Raw genomic sequence first — 18,714 nt, forward strand, 5'->3', positions numbered from 1 at the left:
GCCCGACCTGACCGCGTCGACCCTGGGCCGACCGGCGGGCCGGTGCCGGACCCGGCCTCGGGGTGGTCCTGGACGGGCGGACGTGACCTCGGGGCGGTCCGGACACGCCTCCGACCGCGCCGGGACCGGTCCCGGACGCACCCTGCGACCGGCTGCGGGCCGAGGTCGGGCCGACCTCAGACGTACCGCTCCAGGATCGAGGACTCCGCCAGCCGGGACAGGCCCTCCCGCACCGAGCGGGCCCGCGCCTCGCCGACCCCGTCCACCGCCTGGAGATCGTCCACGCTCGCCGCGAGCAGTTTCTGCAGCCCGCCGAAGTGGTCGACCAGCCGCTCGATGACGGCGTTGGGCAGCCGCGGCACCTTCGCCAGCAGCCGGTAACCGCGCGGCGAGACCGCGGAGTCCAGCGACTCGGGGGACCCGGTGTACCCCAACGCCCGCGCCACCGTGGTGAGTTCGATCAGCTCACTCTGCGGCAGCGTGTCCAGCTCAGCCAGCGCCTCCGGCACCGTGCGGCTGCGCTTGGCGGTCGGCTCGGGCACGTAGTCCCTTGCCACCAGGTCCCGTTCGGGCTCCACGCCGGCGATCAGCTCATCCAGCTGGAGCGACAGCAGCCGGCCGTCGGTGCCCAACTCGATGACGTACTCGGCGATCTCGGTGGCGATCCGGCGGACCATCTCCAGCCGCTGGGCGACCGCGGTGACGTCCCGTACCGTCACCAGGTCCTCGATCTCCAGCGCGGACAGGGTGCCCGCCACCTCGTCGAGCCGCAGTTTGTACCGCTCCAGGGTGGCCAGCGCCTGGTTGGCCCGGGACAGGATCGCCGCCGAGTCCTCCAGCACCCGGCGCTGCCCGTCCACGTAGAGCGCGATCAGCCGCATCGACTGACTGACCGAGACCACGGGGAAGTTGACCTGCCGGCTGACCCGGTCCGCGGTGCGGTGCCGGGTGCCGGTCTCCTCGGTGGGGATCCTCGGATCGGGCACCAGCTGCACACCGGCCCGCAGGATCTTGGTGATGTCCTTGTCGATGATCAGCGCGCCGTCCAGCTTGCACAGCTCGCGCAGCCGGGTCGCGGTGAACTCCACGTCCAGCACGAAGCCGCCGGTGCACAGCGACTCGACCGTCTTGTCCATGCCCAGCACGATGAGGCCGCCCGTGTTGCCGCGGACGATCCGCTCCAGGCCGTCGCGCAGGGCGGTACCGGGCGCGACCGCGCTGAGCGAGGCGCGCATCAGCCCGCCGTCGGCACCCGAAGTTCCACCGGACCTGCCGGCAGAGTCCCCCGCTGACTTACGGGCTGGGGCGGTGCCCCCTGCCCGGTCGTTGGCTGCCACTCTGAGATCCTCCGGTAGCTACGGTGCCCGTCGCCGACGCGGCTAGAGGCGAGACCAGGGCAAAGTTTACGTCGTTCGTGCTGTGAGGCGCGGAGAAGAGGACTCCCGCCGGGGCGGCGGGGGTTGCCCGCGAGGCCGCCGGGACGCCCGGAACCGGCCGCTCGCGCGGCTGCCGCGCCGACGGTTCGGCCCGGCGGCGCGGTCGCGCGGACACCCGGAGCGGGCTGGTGACGAGCCCGGCACGACAGGACGCACGGACCCGCGCGGGTCATGCGCCCCGGGATCGAGGGTTTCGCTACCGTGTCACCGCCGACCGTACCCGAACGTTGTTTCGGCCCCGCTCCCCCCACGGGCGCGGCGCGGGGCGCTCCGCGCGGGCGGTCCCGGGTGCGGCGGGGTGCGGGTCGGCGGTCGGGCTCACGGGCGCGGCACGCCCGGACCCGCCGCGGTCGGCCAGTGGCCGCGGCCACTGGACGTAAGGGATCGCGGGTCCGCGGCCCGCCGGCCCGACCGGGTTCGCGGCCCGCCGCGACCCGGGACCCGCGGCGCTACGAGCGCGGCGCGCGGTTGGGGAGGGCCCGCAGCGCGTCGCCGATGTCCGCGACCTCGATCACCTTCATGCCCTGCGGGACCTTGCCCGGGTCCGGGGGGACGAGGGCGTGGGTGAAGCCGAGGCGGTGCGCCTCGGAGAGCCGGCGCTGCACCCCGGTGACCCGCCGCACCTCGCCGGCCAGTCCCACCTCGCCGACCGCGACCAGGTTCTTCGGCAGGGGCGTGTCGATCGCCGCGCTGGCCAGCGCCAGCGCCACCGCGAGGTCCGCGGCCGGCTCGGTGAGCTTCACCCCGCCCACCGTCGCCGTGTAGATGTCCTGCTTGCCGATCGACTTGATCCGCCCGCGCTGCTCCAGCACCGCGAGCATCATCGAGACCCGGGACGTCTCCAGGCCCGAGGTGGTGCGGCGCGGTGAGGGGATCTGGGTGTCCACGGTCAGCGCCTGCACCTCGGCGACCAGCGGGCGGCGGCCCTCCAAAGTGACGGTCAGACAGGTTCCGGGCACCGGCTCGTCGCGCCGGGTCAGGAACAGCCCCGAGGGGTCGGTCAGCCCGGTGATGCCCTCGTCGTGCAGTTCGAAGCAGCCCACCTCGTCGGTGGCCCCGTACCGGTTCTTCACCCCGCGGATCAGCCGCAGCCGGGCGTGCCGGTCGCCCTCGAAGCTCAGCACCACGTCCACCAGGTGCTCCAGCAGCCGCGGGCCCGCGATGGCGCCGTCCTTGGTGACGTGGCCCACCAGCAGTGTGGACATCCCGCGCTCCTTGGACGCCCGGATCAGCGCGCCCGCGACCTCCCGGATCTGCGCCATGCCGCCGGGGGCGCCCTCGATCTCCGGGGACGCCACGGTCTGCACCGAGTCCAGCACCAGCAGCGCCGGCTTCACGTCGTCCAGGTGGCCGAGGACCGCGGACAGGTCCGTCTCGGCGGCCAGATACAGGTGGTCGGCGAGCGCGCCGATCCGGTCGGCGCGCAGCCGCACCTGGGAGGCGGACTCCTCGGCGGTGACGTAGAGCGTCGGGAACCGCGCCGAGGACGCCTTCGCCGCGACGTCCAGCAGCAGCGTGGACTTGCCGACGCCCGGTTCGCCGGCCAGCAGGACGACGGCGCCGGGGACCAGCCCGCCGCCCAGCACCCGGTCCAGCTCCGGCACGCCGGTCGAACGCGCGGTGGCCTGCCGCCCGTCCACCTCGCTGATCCGCTGGGCGGCGGTGGTGACCCGGCCGGCCGCGGTGGTACGGACCGCGGGCGCACCGCCGTACGCCTCGATCGTGCCCCACGCCTGGCACTCGCCGCACCGGCCGAGCCACTTGACGGTGGTCCAGCCGCACTCGGTGCAGCGGTAGGCGGGGCGGTCCTTCGAAGCGGGCTTGCGGGTGGCCATGCGGCTCACCGTAGCGGCCGGGTACGACACCGCGGGCCGTTCGGCGGGTCCGTACCGGATCGTTCGGCGGGTCCGTACCGGGCGGGGGGCGGCCCGCCGCCGCTCCGGCCGTGATCCGCCGAGCCGCACACCGTGCTGCCGCCGAGCCGCACCGGGTGCTGCCCGCCGAGCGTCGTCCCCCGAGCCGGGCGCTGAGCCGGGTGCGGAGCCGTCCGGTGACGGTCCCGCCGAGCCGTTCGTCGGCGGTCCGGCGGGCGGTCCGGCGGGCGGTCCGGCGGGGGGCGGGACGGGACGCGCTGCGGGACGAATCGCCAGCCTGCTCGCGTATTCAGCCGTGCGGGTGGACGTACTGTCCCCTTATGGGGCAGATCACTACCCATAAGGATTAATGTCAGCCCGGAACGTCGAGCCGGAGGCTGCCGCGGGCCTACCGTCACCCGGTGATGAGCAGGCAGGAGAGCCCCACGCAGAGTACTGGCGCCCACCGCAGGCACCGGGCGCCCGGCGGGCGGGAACGCGGCGCCCGCGAGGGCGGGCGCGACGCGGCCCGCGAACCCGCCGGCGGCACCGCGGGCCGCGGCGGGAGCGAGCCGGTGGACGGGGCCGGGGGCGACGCCGCGGCCGGCACCGACGCCGTTTCCGCGGCCGGGACCGGGACCGGGACCGGAAGTGCGGCGAGCCGCGGCGGTGGGCCCGACAAGGAGCGCGGCGCCCACGGCCGGGGGCGGCGGCCCCGGGGCCCGCTGCCCATGCAGCCGCCCGCGCACTACGAGCCGTATCTCGACGGCCTGTTCACGTACTGCCTGTCCCTCCTGTGCGAGCACACCGCCGCCACCGCGGCCGTCGGCGAGGTGCTGGCGCTCGCCGAACGCCAGCGGACCAGGCTGCGCGAGCCCTCCCTGCGGCGCCCCTGGCTCTACGCGCTCGCCCGCTGGGCCTGCCTGCGGCGGCTCGCCGCGGTCCCCGGCGCCGTGCCGCTCGGCGCCGACCCCGAGGCCGAGCGCCGCCGCGCCCAACTGGCCGCGCTGGCCTGGCCCGAGGCGGCCGGCACCACCCCCGAGCAGCGCGAGGCCCTCGAACTGGCGGTACGGCACCAGCTGTCCCCCCGCGAGGTCGCCCACGTCCTCGGCCTCGACACCGAGACGGCCCGCGCCCTGCTGGCCCGAGCCGCCTGCGCGGTGGAGCGCACCCGTACCGCGCTCGCGGTGGTGGACACCGGCTGCTGCCCGGCGGTCGCCCGACGCGCCGCGGACGCCGGGGCGTCGCTCGGTACGGTGCTGCGCGGTGAGCTGGTGCGGCACGTGGACGACTGCGCGGTGTGCCGCCGCACGGCGGAACGGGTGGTGGCGGCGGGGCCCTGGCCGGGCGCGCCGGGGGCGGCCGGCTTCCCGGAGCCCGCCGGGTCGACGGGGGTGCTGGTCCTGATCGAGCTGTCCCGCCCGGCGGCGTACGCGGCGCTGCTGCGGGCCATGGACGCGGGCCTGGGCCGGTCCCGGGACGCCACTCCGCGCTTCGACCGGCGCGGCTTCCCGCTCGACCTCCAGGACCGCGCGGCCCGGCGGACGCAGCTGCGGCACCGGGCGGTGACGAGCACCGTGGTCGCGGCGGTGGTCGCCGCGCCGGTGCTCGCGCTATGGGCCGCCTACCAGGCGGCGCCGCTGGGGGAGGGGCACGGCACGGACCGCGCGGCGAGCGAGCGGGACGGTCTCGACGGCGTCCCCTACGAGAAGGCGGGCAGCTCCCGCCCGGCCGCCGGCTCCGCCTCCTCGGGCGCCTCCGCGGCCGCCGGCACCCCCGCGGTCGCGGTCTCCTCGCCGTCCGCGGCGCCCCCCGCCGACGGCTCCGGCTACCTCACGGTCACCGCCCACGCGGGCCACCGGCACACCCTGGTCACCCTCACGGCGAGCGGCGGCACCCCGGTCCGGTGGGGGGCGGTCACCGCCGCGTACTGGCTGCGGCTCTCCGACCGCGGCGGCACCCTGCGCCCCGGCGAGTCGGTCACCGTCGCGATCGGGATCGACCGCTCGCTCGAACCGTCCGGCCCCTGGACCGCGCGGATCTCCTTCACCCCCGGCCGGGCCGGCGTCGTCCTGCGCGGCTCCGCCGCCCGTCCCGTCCCGCCCCCCGGCTCCACCGCCCCGACCCCGCCCGAGAGCGGCCCCGCCGCGTCCCCGGCCGCGCCGCCGCCGACACCGCCCGCCGCGACCCCGCCCCCGGACAGCCCTTCCCCCGCCGCGCCCGCCTCACCGCCGCCGACCCCGGCCCCTTCGGCCACCCCGGCTCCGACGGCCTCCTGACGGCGGCGGAAAGGCGCGCGCGATCGGCCGGTGGCGGCGCGGTCGGGCCGGTGGCGCGCGGAACCCCCGCCGGGAGCGGGACGGCGGGCGCGGGCCGCCGGGAGGACGTGCGGCGCGGCCCGCGCGGTCCCGCTTCCGGGGGACGCTGCGGCCGTTCCGCTCCGGGAGGGCGCTGCGGCCGGTCCCGACGGGCTCAGCCGCGGGCCGGGTCCGCCGGGTGGGGGGCCACCAGGGGCAGGCCCGGCGCGGCGGCCACGCGGGCGTCGCAGAAGGCGACGAGCTCCGCGTAGGCGGCCGAGCCCATCAGCTCGGTCAGCTCCGGCCGGTAGGTCACGTACACCGGTTCCCCGGCGCCGTGCGCCGAGGCGGCGGAGGTGCACCACCAGTGCAGGTCGTGGCCGCCGGGGCCCCACCCGCGGCGGTCGTACTCGCTGATCGACACGACCAGGACGCGGCTCTCGTCCGGCCGGTCCACCCAGTCGAAGGTGCGCCGGATCGGCAGCTGCCAGCACACGTCCGGCTTGGTCTCCAGCGGCTCGCGGCCCTCCCGCAGCGCCAGCGCGTGCAGCGCGCAGCCCTGGCCGCCGGCGAAGCCGGCCCGGTTGGCGAAGACGCAGGCGCCGTCCACGACCCGGGTCTGCCGCTCGCCGTCCTCGTTCTCCTCCGCCCAGAAGCCGCCGCGGCCGGACCCGAGGGCGTGGAACTGCCAGGTCTCCGGCGTGAGTCGGGTCACATGCGAGGCGACCCGCTTCTCGTCGTCGTCATCGGCGAAGTGCGCGCCGAGTGAACAGCACCCGTTGTCGCCCTGGCCGGCCACGATCCCCTGGCAGCCGTTGCCGAAGACGCACCCCCAGCGCGAGGTCAGCCAGGTGAGGTCGCACCGGAAGACCTGCTCCGCGTCCGCGGGGTCGACGAACTCCACCCACGCCCGCGGGAAGTCCAGCTCCGCCTCGTCGCGCTGCTTGCCACTGCCGTCACTGCCACCCTTGCGGGCCTTCGCCTTCGCCACGGGCCAAGCGTATGCCGTACGACCGGAATGCGCCGAATGCCGCAACCCGGCGTGTATCCGTGGCCGTCGGCCACCCTGCCGGCCACCTGACCGGCCACCTGACCGGCCACCTGACCGGTCGCCTTCCCGCCCGCCCCCGCCGCCCGCTCCCTCAACCGCGCCCCACCGCCCTTCGCCGCCCGCTGCCGGACAGCCGCCCCCACCGCCGCCCCCCCCGATCACCCCCGCCGCCCCCCGATCACCCCCTTCACCCCCTCCGGACGGCCGCCGCCGGCCCCCGCTCGCCCATCCGCCCGGCAGGCGCCGCCCCGGTCGCGCTAGCGTCAGCTCATGCGACTCGGAGTGCTCGACGTGGGATCCAACACCGTCCACCTGTTGGTGATGGACGCGCACCCCGGCGCCCGCCCGCTCCCCGCCTATTCGCACAAGACGGAGCTGCGGCTCGCCGAGCTGCTCGACGGGCGCGGCGCGATCAGCGCGGCAGGCGTGGACCGGCTGGTGGCCACCGTCGCGGACGCGATGCGGGTCGCCGAGGACAAGGGCGTCGAGGACGTGCTGCCGTTCGCCACCTCGGCGGTCCGGGAGGCGGCCAACGGCGAGACGGTGCTGGCCCGCGTCGAGGCCGAGACCGGGGTCCGGCTGACCGTGCTGTCCGGCGAGGACGAGTCCCGGCTGACCTTCCTCGCGGTACGCCGCTGGTTCGGCTGGTCGGCCGGCCGCCTGCTGGTGCTGGACATCGGCGGCGGCTCGCTGGAGGTCGGCTTCGGCATGGACGAGTACCCGGCCGCCGCGGTGTCGCTGCCGCTGGGCGCCGGCCGGCTGACCGCCGGATGGCTGCCCGGCGACCCGCCCAAGCACCACGACGTACGGAGCCTGCGCCGCCATGTCCGGGCCGAGATCGGCCGTACGGTCGCGGAGTTCGCCCGGCTGGGCAGCCCCGACCTGGCCGTCGGCACCTCGAAGACGTTCCGCCAGCTGGCCAGGATCGCGGGCGCGGCCCGCAGCGCGGACGGCCTGTACGTGCAGCGGACGCTGCGGCGGGCCGACCTGGAGGAGTGGGTGCCGCGGCTGGCCGACATGACCGCGGCCCGCCGCGCCGCGCTCCCGGGTGTGTCCGAGGGCCGCGCCCGCCAGCTACTGGCCGGCGCGCTGGTCGCCGAGGGCGCGATGGACCTCTTCGGCGTGTCCGAGCTGGACATCTGTCCCTGGGCGCTGCGTGAGGGCGTGATCCTCCGCAAGCTGGACGTCATGGTGGCCGAGCCGCAGCAGCCGGCGCCGCGGGCGGTGGCCGCCACCGCACCCCCGGCGCCCGGGGCCCCGCCGGTGACGCCGTCCGCGCCGTCCGCGCCGTCCGCGCCGGCGCCGGCCGTGCCCGACGCCCCGCCCGGGGTGCAGGACACCGCGCTGGAGCCCGACGGCCCGGGGGCCGCGCTCGCCCGCGGCCCGATCCGCCGCCGGCGCCGCGACCGCTGAGGCCGCCGGGGCCGCCGGGCCCGGTGCCAGCCGGGACGCTTACGGCGGGCGCGGCCGTACGCTGTCTTTCGTGGAGGAACGACGGACCCCCCAGCGCAAGGGCGGACCGGACGCCGGGCGTCCGCTCCGGGTACCGGACGCCAAGGTCGCACTGTCCACCGCGTCGGTGTATCCGGAGTCCACCGCGACCGCCTTCGAGATCGCCGCCCGGCTCGGCTACGACGGAGTCGAGGTGATGGTGTGGACCGACCCGGTGAGCCAGGACGTGGACGCCCTGCGCCGCCTCTCGGACTACCACGGCATCCCGGTCCTCGCCGTCCACGCCCCCTGTCTGCTGATCACCCAGCGGGTGTGGTCCACCGACCCCTGGGTCAAGCTCCAGCGGGCCGAGCGGGCCGCGCACCGGCTCGGCGCGTCCACGGTCGTCGTCCACCCGCCGTTCCGCTGGCAGCGCGGCTACGCCCGTGACTTCGTGACCGGTATCTGGCGGATGGCCGAGGAGACCGACGTGCGGTTCGCGGTCGAGAACATGTACCCCTGGCGGTACCGGGACCGCGAGATGCTCGCCTACGCCCCCGACTGGGACGTCTCCAACGACGACTACCGCCACTTCACGGTGGACCTGTCGCACACCGCGACCTCCCGCGTCGGCGCGCTGGCCATGGTGCAGCGGATGGGCGACCGCCTCGCGCACGTGCACCTCGCTGACGGAGGCGGCTCGGCGAAGGACGAGCACCTGGTGCCGGGGCGCGGCAACCAGCCCTGTGCGGAGCTGCTGGAGTCGCTGGCCGGATCCGGTTTCGACGGCCACATCGTGGTCGAGGTCAACACCCGGCGGGCGATGTCCGCGGCCGAGCGGGAGACCGACCTGGCGGAGGCGCTGGCCTTCACCCGGCTGCATCTGGCCGCGGCCGCGGGAGTGGGCCGGTGACGCCCGGCAGACCGGGCCCGCCGGGCCCGCCCGGCACCTCCGGCACACCGCCCGGCCCACCCTCCGCTCCAGCCGCGGGCGCGCCCTCCGCCGCATCCGCCGCCCCGGCCGTGGGCGCGGCCCGCCGCCGGGGCCGGCCGGCCGGGCCGCCGAGCGGCGCCACCAAGGACCGTATCCTCGCCGCCGCCCGCGAGGAGTTCTCCGCCCACGGCTACGACCGGACCTCGGTCCGTTCCATCGGCCGGGCCGCGGGTGTGGACTCCGCCCTGGTCCACCACTACTTCGGCAGCAAGGAGCAGATCTTCGCCGCCGCCGTCGAGGTCGCCTTCGCCCCCGCCCTCGACTGCCCCGAGGCGGTGACCGCCGTCCCCGGCGGCGCGCCCGGGGCGGTCGGGGGGAACGGGCTTCCCGGCGGCACGGACGGTGTGGGGGAGCGGGTCGCCCGCTTCATGCTGCGCAGCTGGGAGAACCCGGCGACCCGCGAGCCGCTGCTGGCGATCGTCCGCTCCGCGGTGACCAACGAGGCGGCGGCGACCGTCTTACGCGGCCTGGTCAGCCGTACGGTGCTGGCGCGCGTGGCCGGCGAGCTGACCGTCCCGGACCCGGAGTTCCGCGTCCAGCTCGCGGCGACCCAGCTGATCGGCATGGTCACCCTGCGGTACGTGATCAAACTGGAACCGCTGGCCTCGGCCGACCCCGAGCAGCTGGTCCACCTGATGTCCCCGCCCCTGCACCACTACCTGACGGCCCCCGGGATCACGCCCCACCTGCCGTAGCCGTGGCGGGTGGGGTGGGGCGGGTCGGGGTCGGGGTCGGGGTCGGGGTCGGGGGCGGCCGTACAGCGGGCGGCCGGCGCGGCCGTACGCTGGGCGGCGGGCCGTGCGGGCCGTGCGGGCCGCCGAACGGGCGAACGGACACCCCTGCCGTACGCGCCGGCCCCGTAGCACAGGGTGTGGACCGGCCGTCCCGTATCGCGGACCGTGCGTCCGGATCCTGGGCGACGGGCGTACCCTCGTCAGCACGCTCGCATGCCTGCCGAAACACCGTGTGCCCGCGTACCCGCACGCGGCCGGGCCGGCGGAACGGCACCGGCGGCGGGCCGATCGTATGAACGCGAGTGAACCCAAGGGACCCAAGGGAGTGGACCCGTGCCCGAGCTGAGGTCACGTACCGTCACCCACGGCCGCAACATGGCGGGCGCCCGCGCGCTGATGCGCGCCTCCGGCGTCGCCAACTCCGACATCGGCAAGCCGATCGTCGCGGTCGCCAACAGCTTCACCGAGTTCGTACCCGGCCACACCCACCTCCAGCCGGTCGGCCGGATCGTCTCCGAGGCGATCCACGCCGCGGGCGCAATCGCGCGCGAGTTCAACACGATCGCGGTCGACGACGGCATCGCCATGGGCCACGGCGGCATGCTCTACTCGCTGCCCTCCCGGGACCTGATCGCGGACTCGGTGGAGTACATGGTCGAGGCGCACTGCGCCGACGCCCTGATCTGCATCTCCAACTGCGACAAGATCACCCCGGGCATGCTGATGGCCGCGCTGCGGCTGAACATCCCGACGGTCTTCGTCTCCGGCGGCCCGATGGAGGCCGGCCGGGCCACGCTGGTCGACGGCACCGTCCGCAAGCTCGACCTGATCAACGCGATCTCCGACGCGGTCGACGAGTCGGTCTCCGACGCGGACATCCTCCGGATCGAGGAGAACGCCTGCCCGACCTGCGGCTCGTGTTCCGGCATGTTCACCGCCAACTCGATGAACTGCCTCACCGAGGCGATCGGCCTGGCCCTGCCCGGCAACGGCTCGGTGCTCGCCACCCACACCGCCCGCAAGGCCCTGTACGAGCGGGCCGGCGCCACCGTCGTGGACCTCGCCAAGCGGTACTACGAGCAGGACGACGCGTCGGTGCTGCCCCGGTCCATCGCCACCCACGCGGCCTTCGAGAACGCCATGGCGCTGGACATCTCCATGGGCGGGTCCACCAACACGATCCTGCACCTGCTGGCGGCCGCGCAGGAGGCCGAGGTGCCCTACGGCCTGACCGAGATGGACAAGGTGTCCCGCCGGGTGCCGTGCCTGGCCAAGGTGGCGCCCAACGTCGCGCCCGGCGGCACGTACTACATGGAGGACGTGCACCGGGCGGGCGGCATCCCGGCGATCCTCGGCGAGCTCTACCGCGGCGGCCTGCTCAACGAGGACGTGCACACCGTCCACTCGCCGTCCGTCAAGCAGTGGCTCGACACCTGGGACGTGCGTGGCGGCTCCGCCTCCGCCGAGGCGCTGGAGCTCTTCCACGCCGCTCCCGGCTGTGTCCGCTCCGCCGAGGCGTTCTCCCAGTCCGAGCGGTGGCAGTCGCTGGACACCGACGCGGCCGGCGGCTGCATCCGGGACATCGACCACGCCTACTCCAAGGACGGCGGCCTCGCCGTCCTGCGCGGCAACCTCGCCGTCGACGGCGCGGTGGTCAAGACCGCGGGCGTCGACGAGTCCATCTGGACCTTCGAGGGCCCGGCGGTCGTCTGCGAGTCCCAGGAGGAGGCCGTCGACAAGATCCTCCGCAAGGAGATCACCGCGGGCGACGTCGTCGTCATCCGCTACGAGGGCCCGCGCGGCGGCCCCGGTATGCAGGAGATGCTCTACCCCACGTCGTTCCTCAAGGGCCGCGGCCTCGGCAAGGTCTGCGCCCTGGTCACCGACGGCCGCTTCTCCGGCGGCACCTCGGGCCTGTCCATCGGCCACGCCTCCCCGGAGGCGGCCTCCGGCGGCACCATCGCGCTGGTCGAGGACGGCGACCGGATCCGGATCGACATCCCCAACCGCTCGATGGAGCTTCTGGTCCCCGACGCCGAACTCGACGCCCGCCGCACGGCCCTGAACGGCGTCTACGCCCCCAAGCCCCGCGACCGCAAGGTCTCCGCGGCCCTGCGCGCCTACGCCGCCATGGCCACCAGCGCCGACAAGGGCGCCGTCCGCGACGTCAGCAAACTCGAACGCTGACCCCTCCGCTCCGCCCGCCCCCGCTCCGGCCACCCGCCGGGCGGGGGCGTCCGCGTGCCGCTCCCCGGCTCGGAGGCGGTCGATCTGCGGCAGATCCACCACGACCGGGTACGGGACCTTGGGCTGGAGCTGGTCCCGGTGGATCCCGGTGGATCCCGGTGGATCCCGGTCACCGCGGACACCACGGACGCCGGGTCCAACCGGGACTCCGGTGCCGCTGCCCGGTGCGGCCTCGGCGGTCATGTCGCCCCCTGGGCGGAATTGTGGCGGTTCCCGTCACCTTACCCACGGCGTATCCCGGCACCTCCACCCTTTCGGCTGATCCCGGTGCGGCGGGCGGTGACCGCGGGGACCGTCGTCCCGTGCTGGCGGGGGCCGTTCGGCCGCCGGGGCGGGACCTTGGGCCCCTGCTGGCGGGGTGGGTCGGGGGCGGAGGCTGAGGGCAGGACGAAAAGGAGGTCCACGTCATGCTTCCCCTGATCACCGTAGGTTTGGACGACTCCCGCGAGAGTCGCGCGGCTGCCGAGTGGGCGGCACGTGAAGCGCTCCGGACCGGCAAGGAGCTGCGGCTGCTGCACGTCTGGGACTGGCAGCCGGTCCACGGAGTGGCGGCCCCCTTGGTCATCCCGCTTCCCGACAGCCCGCAGCCGAACCCGCACTGGGCCGAGCGGATACCGCGCGAGGCCGCCGCCGAACTGCGCCACCGCCACCCCGGGCTGGCCGTGACCGCGGACCAGGTCAAGGACCCGCCGGTCGACGCCCTGCTGGGGGCCGCAGCCGAGAGCGAGCTGCTGGTCCTGGGCTCGCGCGCGCTGGGCTCGCTGGCCGGGCACCTGGTCGGCTCGGTGGCCCTGGGTGTCCTGGCCCGCGCCGCCGGCCCGGTGGTCCTGGTCCGCGCCGAGGCGGTCGAGGCCGACGAGCACCTCGCCGACCCCGACGGGCAGCCGTCCGTCCTGACCCGGTTCCGCGACGTGGTGGTCGGCCTCGACCTGGCCCGGCCCAGCGGCGAGGTACTGGAGTTCGCCTTCGACGCGGCCGCCCGTCGGCTCACCGGCCTGCGGGTGATCCACACCCGGGACTTCCCGGTGGACTACGGATACGGCACCGGCGCGCTCGACGTGAACCTGGACGCCGAACTGGCCGCCGAGCAGCGCCGCGCCCTGGACGCGGCGCTGGCCCCCTGGCGGGAGAAGTACCCGGACGTCGCCGTGACCGCGGAGGCGGTGGTGGGCTCGGCCGGCCGGCACCTGACCGACGCCGCGTTCGACGCGAGCCTGCTCGTCGTCGGCCGCCGCAACCGGGCCGCGCGGCTGGGCACGCACATCGGCTCCGTCACGCACGCGGTCCTGCACCACAGCCCGGCCCCGGTCGCCGTCATCCCGCACGACTGACCGCCCGCCGGGACGGGCCGGCCGACCGCGTACCCCCTCCGTACGGGGGGGCCGCCCGCCGAACCCGCGGCGCCTGCCGCGCCCGCAGCGCGCGACAGGCCCGCCCGCGCCCGCCGCCCCGATCCGCCCACGCCCCCGACCGCGTGGCGGCTTGCGGGGAGGCGGGCGCGGGCGGTGGGCTGGGGCCGTCCCGACCGCGCCCTAGGAGTGCTGCCGTGCCCAGCTGCCGAGTCACCGCCCGCCTCGCCGTCCTCGCCGTCCTCGCCGTCCTCACCCTCGGCGTCCCGGCTCTGCCCGGCCTCGCCACGACAGGACCGGGACCGGCCGCGGCCGCCGCGGACCGGTGGCCGGGCCCGGGACTGCGGCTGACCGTCGGCGGCACCCGCACCGCGCTGCTGTACTGCGAACCCGCGCCCCACGGACCACACCCCTTCGCCGGCCCGGCCTGCGTCGACCTCACCGTGGCCCGCGGCGACTTCGACGCGCTCCCCGGCCGTCCGGCCGTCTGCCACGAGGACTACGCGCCCGTGACCGCCACCGCCGACGGCCGGTTCGCGGACCGCCGGGTCCACTGGCGCAAGAAGTTCGCCAACCCCTGCGTCCTGCGGGCCGCCACCGGCCCGGTGTTCGCCCTCTGAGCGCCGGGCGCCGACCCCGGGCCAAGCACCGAACCCCCTACCCGCGCGGGCCCGCGAACACCCCGGACCCGCGGCGCCCCCGCCCTCAGTTCCCCGCCCTCAGTACCCCCGGCGGTAGTTCGTCACGGCCGCGTCGTCCAGTTTCCGCGCCCGCCGGCCGCGCTCGTCGTCCAGTTCGCCCACCGCGGTGGTGACCGCGGCCAGTACGGCCGAAGCCGCGTCGTCGTCCACGTCGGGGTAGTCGCCGGCGCGGCGGTCGCGGATGCCGACGGCGGCGGCGAGCGCGGCGAGCACCGGCTCGTCGGCGGCCCAGCGGTTGGCCGCGCGGGTGCGGGCGGGGGAGTCGACCAGCACCTTCCGGCTGGACCGGAACACGCCCCAGCGCCGGGACCGCTGCCGGGTGAGCTGCCCCTCCGCCTCGAAGGCCGCCAGATACGTGGCGGCCAGACCACGGCCCCGGCGCCACAGCCAGTCGGTGACCGGCTCCCGGGGCTCCCCGTCGGCCAGCGCCGCGGCGGCGGCGCCCAGCAGGGGGTCGTCCACCGTGAATCCGGACGGCTCGGGCACCAGCCGCGACCGCAGCAGCCGGACGGCTCCCGCCCGCAGCAGGTCGATCAGCTCGGCCCCCGCCAGCGCGAGGGACAGGTCACCCCGCTCCACCGGCCGTGTGGACGGCATGTCCATGGCCACGATCAGGAGGTCCCGCGGTGTGGTCGTCAACGGGTCACCGCCGGGTTCGCGGCGTCCGGGGCGAGCCGCACATGCGCGCCCACCTCGTCACGGTCGGCCGCCCCGAGCACCGCGTCGAGCAGCTGCGGGAAACGCGCCGCCACGTCGGCCCGGCGCAGCCGGACGTAGCAGCGCGTGCCCTCCTCGCGGGTTTGGGTGAGGCCGGCCGCCCGCAGCACCTTCAGATGGTGGCTCAGCGTCGATTTCGCCACGGGCACCCGCAGCTCGCCCCATCCGCGCTCGGCCCCGTCCGCCAGCAGCCGGACCAGGCCCACCCGGGTCGGGTCGCTGAGCGCGGCCATGACGTCGGTGAGCTCCAGCTGCGCGGTCTCGGGGTGCGGCTCGGCGTACCTCATACCTCTCAGCATAGCCGTTCGATGTTTCACGAACATCGACCCAGTCCGATGCATCCTTACCGACAACCCGCGCGAACGCTCGCATACCACTGGAAAACCTCCCATCCGGGTCATAATCGGCGATGTGAACGACACCAAAGCAGTCGTGCCGCCCCCGCCCGGCGAGCCCCGGCCGGAACCGATCCGCTTCTTCGGCACCACCTGGGTACAGCACGACCGCGGCTACGGCTGGCGACGCGCCGCAGCCACCACCGGCTCCCTGCTCGCCACCGCGGCGGGCGTCCTCGCGCTGGGCTTCGGCATCCACGGACTGACCGGCTTCGGCTTCCTCCTCACCGCGCTGACCGTCGCCGGGTTCGCCGCCGGCAGCGTCCTCGCCTTCCGCCGTACCTGGCAGGGCTACACCGGACACCCCCCGGCCGACTCCGACCCGGTGAAACCCACCTCCAGCCTGTACGCGCTCGGCTTCGTCGGCACCCTGCTCGCGTACTTCCTGCGCAGCCTCACCGAGGCGCCGGGCGAGCGCCACCACCGCACGGCGTACGAAACGGCCCGCGCCGAGCACCTCCGCCGCCGCGCGGCCCGCTCCGGCAATCCGGCCAACCACGCCTGAACAACCGGCCGGGAGCGACTGAGGCGATCGTGTGCATGCCGGGTTCGGGCCGGGGCAGACGGAGGTCAGGTTCCTGATGACGGGGACATGGGGAGAAACGGAGACGTCATGACCATCCTGTGGGCCATCATCGCGGGCCTGATCATCGGTCTGCTGGCGAAGCTCGTCGTACCGGGGCGCAACCCCATCCCGCTGTGGGCCACGGTCCTCATCGGTATCGTCGGCGGGCTCCTCGGCAACGGCCTGGCCGGCGTACTCAACGTCGCGGACACCAACGGCATCGACTGGATCAGGCACCTTCTCCAGATCGGTGTCGCGGCGGTCCTGATCGCCGTCGTCACCCCGCTGTGGAGCAGGCGTCGAGTCTGACCCGGGGGTGCTCAGCGTGAAGACGCGCGCCTCAGTGCCGCCGTCCGGACCACCGGCCGGCGGCACCGGCGTGTCAGGGGCTCCCGGGTCCGCTCAGCGCCGGGACGCGGGTCCGCTCAGGCTCAGCGCCGGGACGCCGCCACCGAACCCACGACTCCCACCACCGCCGCCACCACGGCCCCGTGCCACAGCCCGGACCAGACCGTGCTGAGAAGGCCCTGGCCGGCCAGCAGCTGACGGACCACCAGGTCGGTGACGAACATCCCGGCCGCCGGCAGCGCCGCCACGTGCCAGGGGTGCGAGCGTGCCCAGCGCCGGATCCGGTGGTCCCGGCCCGCGCCGCGCCCCGAGTTGCCGAGCACCGACCCGACCCCGCCGACGCAGAAGAACAGCAGCGCGGCCAGCGAGACCGCCCCGCTCAGCACGCCGAGCCCGAAGTGCCCGTGCACCAGGTGCAGCGCCACCCGCACACCGCCGCCGAGCGCGCCGACGACCGCCGCCGGCCGCCACGGTCCCAGGGACACCGACGCCACGGCCAAGTGCCGCTGTTCCGCGCCCGACACGACTGTTCCTCGGGATGAACGACTCATACCGCCAACGGTCCTTCGCCCCCCCCCGTGAACGCCATAGGGGATGACCCTGACCCGTCCCCCACCCCGTGGAGCGCCGCCCCCGGGCCGTACGGCGCCGGTCGCGCGGGCCCGGCCCGGGGTTCGATCCGGGGTTCGATCCGGGGTCCGATCCGCCCCGCGACCGGCGGCCCCGGCCGGACGCGCCGGCCGTTCCGGCAGGCGGACGCGTACCTCCCGGGCACCCCGCCCCTGCGAGGATGGCCGGGAACCCCCTCCGCCCGTACCGCTTGAGGTGAGCCGCCCATGACGACCCCGCACACGACCCCGTCCCGCCGGCAGACCGTCGCCGTCCTCGGCGCCGGAAAAATCGGCGAGGCGCTGCTCTCCGGCATGATCCGGGCCGGCTGGGCGCCCGCCGACCTGCTCGTCACCGCCCGCCGCGGGGAGCGCGGCGCGGAACTGCGCGAGCGCTACGGCGTCGAGCCCGTCGGCAACGCCGAGGCCGCGAAGGCCGCTGACACCCTCATCCTCGCCGTCAAGCCGCAGGACATGGGCGCCCTCCTGGACGAGCTGGCCCCCCACCTCGCCGCCGACCGCCTGGTGATCAGCGCCGCCGCCGGCATCCCCACCACGTTCTTCGAACAGCGCCTGCCGGACGGCATCGCGGTGGTCCGGGTTATGCCCAACACCCCGGTCCTGGTCGACGAGGGCATGTCGGTGATCTCCGCCGGCCGGTACGCCGACGAGACCCACCTCGCCCGTACCGAGGCCATCTTCCAGCCGGTCGGCAAGACCCTCCGCGTCCCGGAGAAGCACCAGGACGCCGCCACCGCGCTGTCCGGCTCCGGGCCCGCCTACTTCTACTACCTGGTCGAGGCCATGACCGACGCCGGCATCCTGCTCGGCCTCCCGCGCGCCCAGGCCCACGACCTCATCGTCCAGTCCGCGATCGGCGCCGCCGTCATGCTCCGCGACAGCGGCGAACACCCCGTCAAGCTCCGCGAGGCCGTCACCTCCCCGGCCGGCACCACCATCAACGCCATCCGCGAACTGGAGAACCACGGCGTACGCGCCGCCCTCCTCGCCGCCCTCGAAGCGGCCCGCGACCGCAGCCGAGAACTGGCCTCCGGCAACTAGGAACTGTCGGGTGGATCTCCGCGGCGTCGCGGGTCCCGGCCCGCACACCTGCCGCGTTTTCGTCGGTCGGCGGCACACCACGTCGCCTCCCTCCCCGGCCTCGCGGCCGCACGCACCGGACCCCGCTCCGCCACCCACGAAGATCCCCACGACAGACCCCAGGGCGCCCCTTTCCCCGGACCACCCCCCGACCACCCCCCCGACCACCCCCGGCCCGTTCGGCCTGCGCCGGGGGCCCGACCACCGCCAGGCCCCGGCCCGCGTACGCCTTCAGACAGGCGGCAGCAGCCCGATCGCCGCGTAGGCGGCGTCGACCGTCGGCCGCGCCAGCGCCCGGGCCCGCGCCGCCCCCTCCCGCAGCACCGCGTCCACGTACCCCGGGTCCGCGCTCAGCTCCGCGTGCCGGGCCCGCAACGGCCGCAGCAGCTCCACCACCGCCTCCGCGACCGCCGCCTTCAGCGCGCCGTCCCCGTTGTACGCCGCCGCCAGCTTCTCCGGCGCCGCGCCCGTACAGGCCGACAGGATCTCCAGCAGATGCGCCACCCCCGGCCGCGTCCCCGGTTCGTACGACACCCCGGGCCCGCTGTCCGTCACCGCCCGCCGCGCCTTCCGGGCGACCGTCTCCGGCTCGTCCAGCAGATAGACGATCCCCGCCGTCGCCTCATGGGACTTGCCCATCTTGACCAGCGGGTCGCGCAGATCCATCACCCGCGCCGCCACCGCCGGCCGCGTCGCCCGCGGTACGACGAAGGTCCGCCCGTACCGCTGGTTGAACCGCTCCGCCAGCTCACGCGTCAGCTCCACGTGCTGCGTCTGGTCCTCCCCGACCGGCACCTCGTCCGCCCGGTACGCCAGGATGTCGGCCGCCATCAGCACCGGGTACGTCAGCAGCGACAGCCGCACGCTCTGACCGGCCGCCCGCGCCC

The 18,714-nt window shown here is 75.7% G+C and carries 16 protein-coding genes and 1 pseudogene (1 of these 17 only partly in view); 10 read left to right on the plus strand and 7 right to left on the minus strand.

What is annotated here, in order from left to right; all coding sequences use genetic code 11:
- Positions 1–176 precede the first annotated feature (176 nt).
- Positions 177–1,337, minus strand: coding sequence for a DNA integrity scanning diadenylate cyclase DisA (disA, locus tag RLT57_RS17340; protein ID WP_399128862.1), 1,161 nt, complete (start codon positions 1,335–1,337; stop codon positions 177–179).
- 548 nt (positions 1,338–1,885) lie between these two features.
- Positions 1,886–3,271 (minus strand): DNA repair protein RadA, encoded by a 1,386-nt coding sequence (gene radA / locus RLT57_RS17345; protein WP_311298310.1) that lies wholly within the window; start codon positions 3,269–3,271, stop codon positions 1,886–1,888.
- A 443-nt stretch (positions 3,272–3,714) separates the two neighbouring features.
- On the opposite strand from radA, the gene RLT57_RS17350 reads away from it, so the two are divergent.
- Positions 3,715–5,568, plus strand: coding sequence for a hypothetical protein (locus tag RLT57_RS17350; RefSeq protein WP_311298311.1), 1,854 nt, complete (start codon positions 3,715–3,717; stop codon positions 5,566–5,568).
- 193 nt (positions 5,569–5,761) lie between these two features.
- Here the strand turns inward: RLT57_RS17350 and RLT57_RS17355 are convergent, their stop codons facing one another.
- Entirely contained in the window at positions 5,762–6,577 is an 816-nt protein-coding gene (locus RLT57_RS17355) for a hypothetical protein (protein WP_311298312.1), read from the minus strand.
- A 330-nt stretch (positions 6,578–6,907) separates the two neighbouring features.
- Here RLT57_RS17355 and RLT57_RS17360 point away from each other — a divergent pair.
- From RLT57_RS17360 to RLT57_RS17385, 6 genes and pseudogenes are all read left to right on the plus strand, one after another.
- A pseudogene (locus RLT57_RS17360) lies at positions 6,908–7,828 on the plus strand (Ppx/GppA family phosphatase); the annotation flags it as partial.
- Positions 7,829–8,120: 292 nt separating this feature from the next.
- Positions 8,121–8,981: a sugar phosphate isomerase/epimerase family protein gene (locus RLT57_RS17365; protein ID WP_311298313.1), complete on the plus strand. Its 861-nt coding sequence runs from the start codon at positions 8,121–8,123 to the stop codon at positions 8,979–8,981.
- Positions 8,982–9,091: 110 nt separating this feature from the next.
- Positions 9,092–9,757, plus strand: coding sequence for a TetR family transcriptional regulator (locus RLT57_RS17370; RefSeq protein WP_311298314.1), 666 nt, complete (start codon positions 9,092–9,094; stop codon positions 9,755–9,757).
- A 372-nt stretch (positions 9,758–10,129) separates the two neighbouring features.
- Entirely contained in the window at positions 10,130–11,983 is a 1,854-nt protein-coding gene (gene ilvD, locus RLT57_RS17375) for a dihydroxy-acid dehydratase (protein WP_311298315.1), read from the plus strand.
- A gap of 467 nt (positions 11,984–12,450) precedes the next feature.
- Positions 12,451–13,374 (plus strand): universal stress protein, encoded by a 924-nt coding sequence (locus RLT57_RS17380; RefSeq protein ID WP_311298316.1) that lies wholly within the window; start codon positions 12,451–12,453, stop codon positions 13,372–13,374.
- Between the two features lie 215 nt (positions 13,375–13,589).
- Positions 13,590–14,012 carry an SSI family serine proteinase inhibitor gene (locus RLT57_RS17385; RefSeq protein WP_311298317.1) on the plus strand — a complete coding sequence of 141 codons (423 nt, stop codon included), beginning with the start codon at positions 13,590–13,592 and terminating at the stop codon, positions 14,010–14,012.
- Between the two features lie 99 nt (positions 14,013–14,111).
- On the opposite strand, the gene RLT57_RS17390 is transcribed toward RLT57_RS17385, so the two are convergent.
- Positions 14,112–14,732 (minus strand): GOLPH3/VPS74 family protein, encoded by a 621-nt coding sequence (locus RLT57_RS17390; protein WP_311298318.1) that lies wholly within the window; start codon positions 14,730–14,732, stop codon positions 14,112–14,114.
- Positions 14,729–15,097 (minus strand): ArsR/SmtB family transcription factor, encoded by a 369-nt coding sequence (locus tag RLT57_RS17395; RefSeq protein ID WP_311298319.1) that lies wholly within the window; start codon positions 15,095–15,097, stop codon positions 14,729–14,731. The genes RLT57_RS17390 and RLT57_RS17395 overlap by 4 nt, the downstream gene beginning before the upstream one ends.
- A 115-nt stretch (positions 15,098–15,212) precedes the next feature.
- Between RLT57_RS17395 and RLT57_RS17400 the strand changes: the two genes are divergently transcribed.
- Both RLT57_RS17400 and RLT57_RS17405 read left to right on the plus strand, forming a co-directional pair.
- On the plus strand, positions 15,213–15,710 hold the full coding sequence (locus tag RLT57_RS17400; RefSeq protein WP_399129870.1) for an EamA/RhaT family transporter: 498 nt from the start codon (positions 15,213–15,215) through the stop codon (positions 15,708–15,710).
- Between the two features lie 108 nt (positions 15,711–15,818).
- Positions 15,819–16,079 (plus strand): GlsB/YeaQ/YmgE family stress response membrane protein, encoded by a 261-nt coding sequence (locus RLT57_RS17405; RefSeq protein ID WP_311298321.1) that lies wholly within the window; start codon positions 15,819–15,821, stop codon positions 16,077–16,079.
- 122 nt (positions 16,080–16,201) lie between these two features.
- Here RLT57_RS17405 and RLT57_RS17410 read toward each other — a convergent pair whose 3' ends face one another.
- Positions 16,202–16,642, minus strand: coding sequence for a hypothetical protein (locus RLT57_RS17410; protein WP_311298322.1), 441 nt, complete (start codon positions 16,640–16,642; stop codon positions 16,202–16,204).
- A 312-nt stretch (positions 16,643–16,954) separates the two neighbouring features.
- Here RLT57_RS17410 and proC point away from each other — a divergent pair, with 312 nt between their 5' ends.
- Complete coding sequence (gene proC / locus RLT57_RS17415; protein WP_311298323.1) at positions 16,955–17,788, plus strand: pyrroline-5-carboxylate reductase; 834 nt, start codon at positions 16,955–16,957, stop codon at positions 17,786–17,788.
- Positions 17,789–18,058: 270 nt separating this feature from the next.
- Here proC and trpS read toward each other — a convergent pair whose 3' ends face one another.
- On the minus strand, positions 18,059–18,714 hold the 3' portion of the coding sequence (gene trpS / locus RLT57_RS17420) for a tryptophan--tRNA ligase (RefSeq protein WP_311300751.1). Its footprint extends 343 nt past the window's final position; 656 of the gene's 999 nt are visible here — the last part of the coding sequence; its start codon lies off the right edge, out of view; the stop codon is at positions 18,059–18,061.

The sequence above is a fragment of the Streptomyces sp. ITFR-21 genome, from assembly GCF_031844685.1.
Taxonomy (GTDB): Bacteria; Actinomycetota; Actinomycetes; order Streptomycetales; family Streptomycetaceae; genus Actinacidiphila.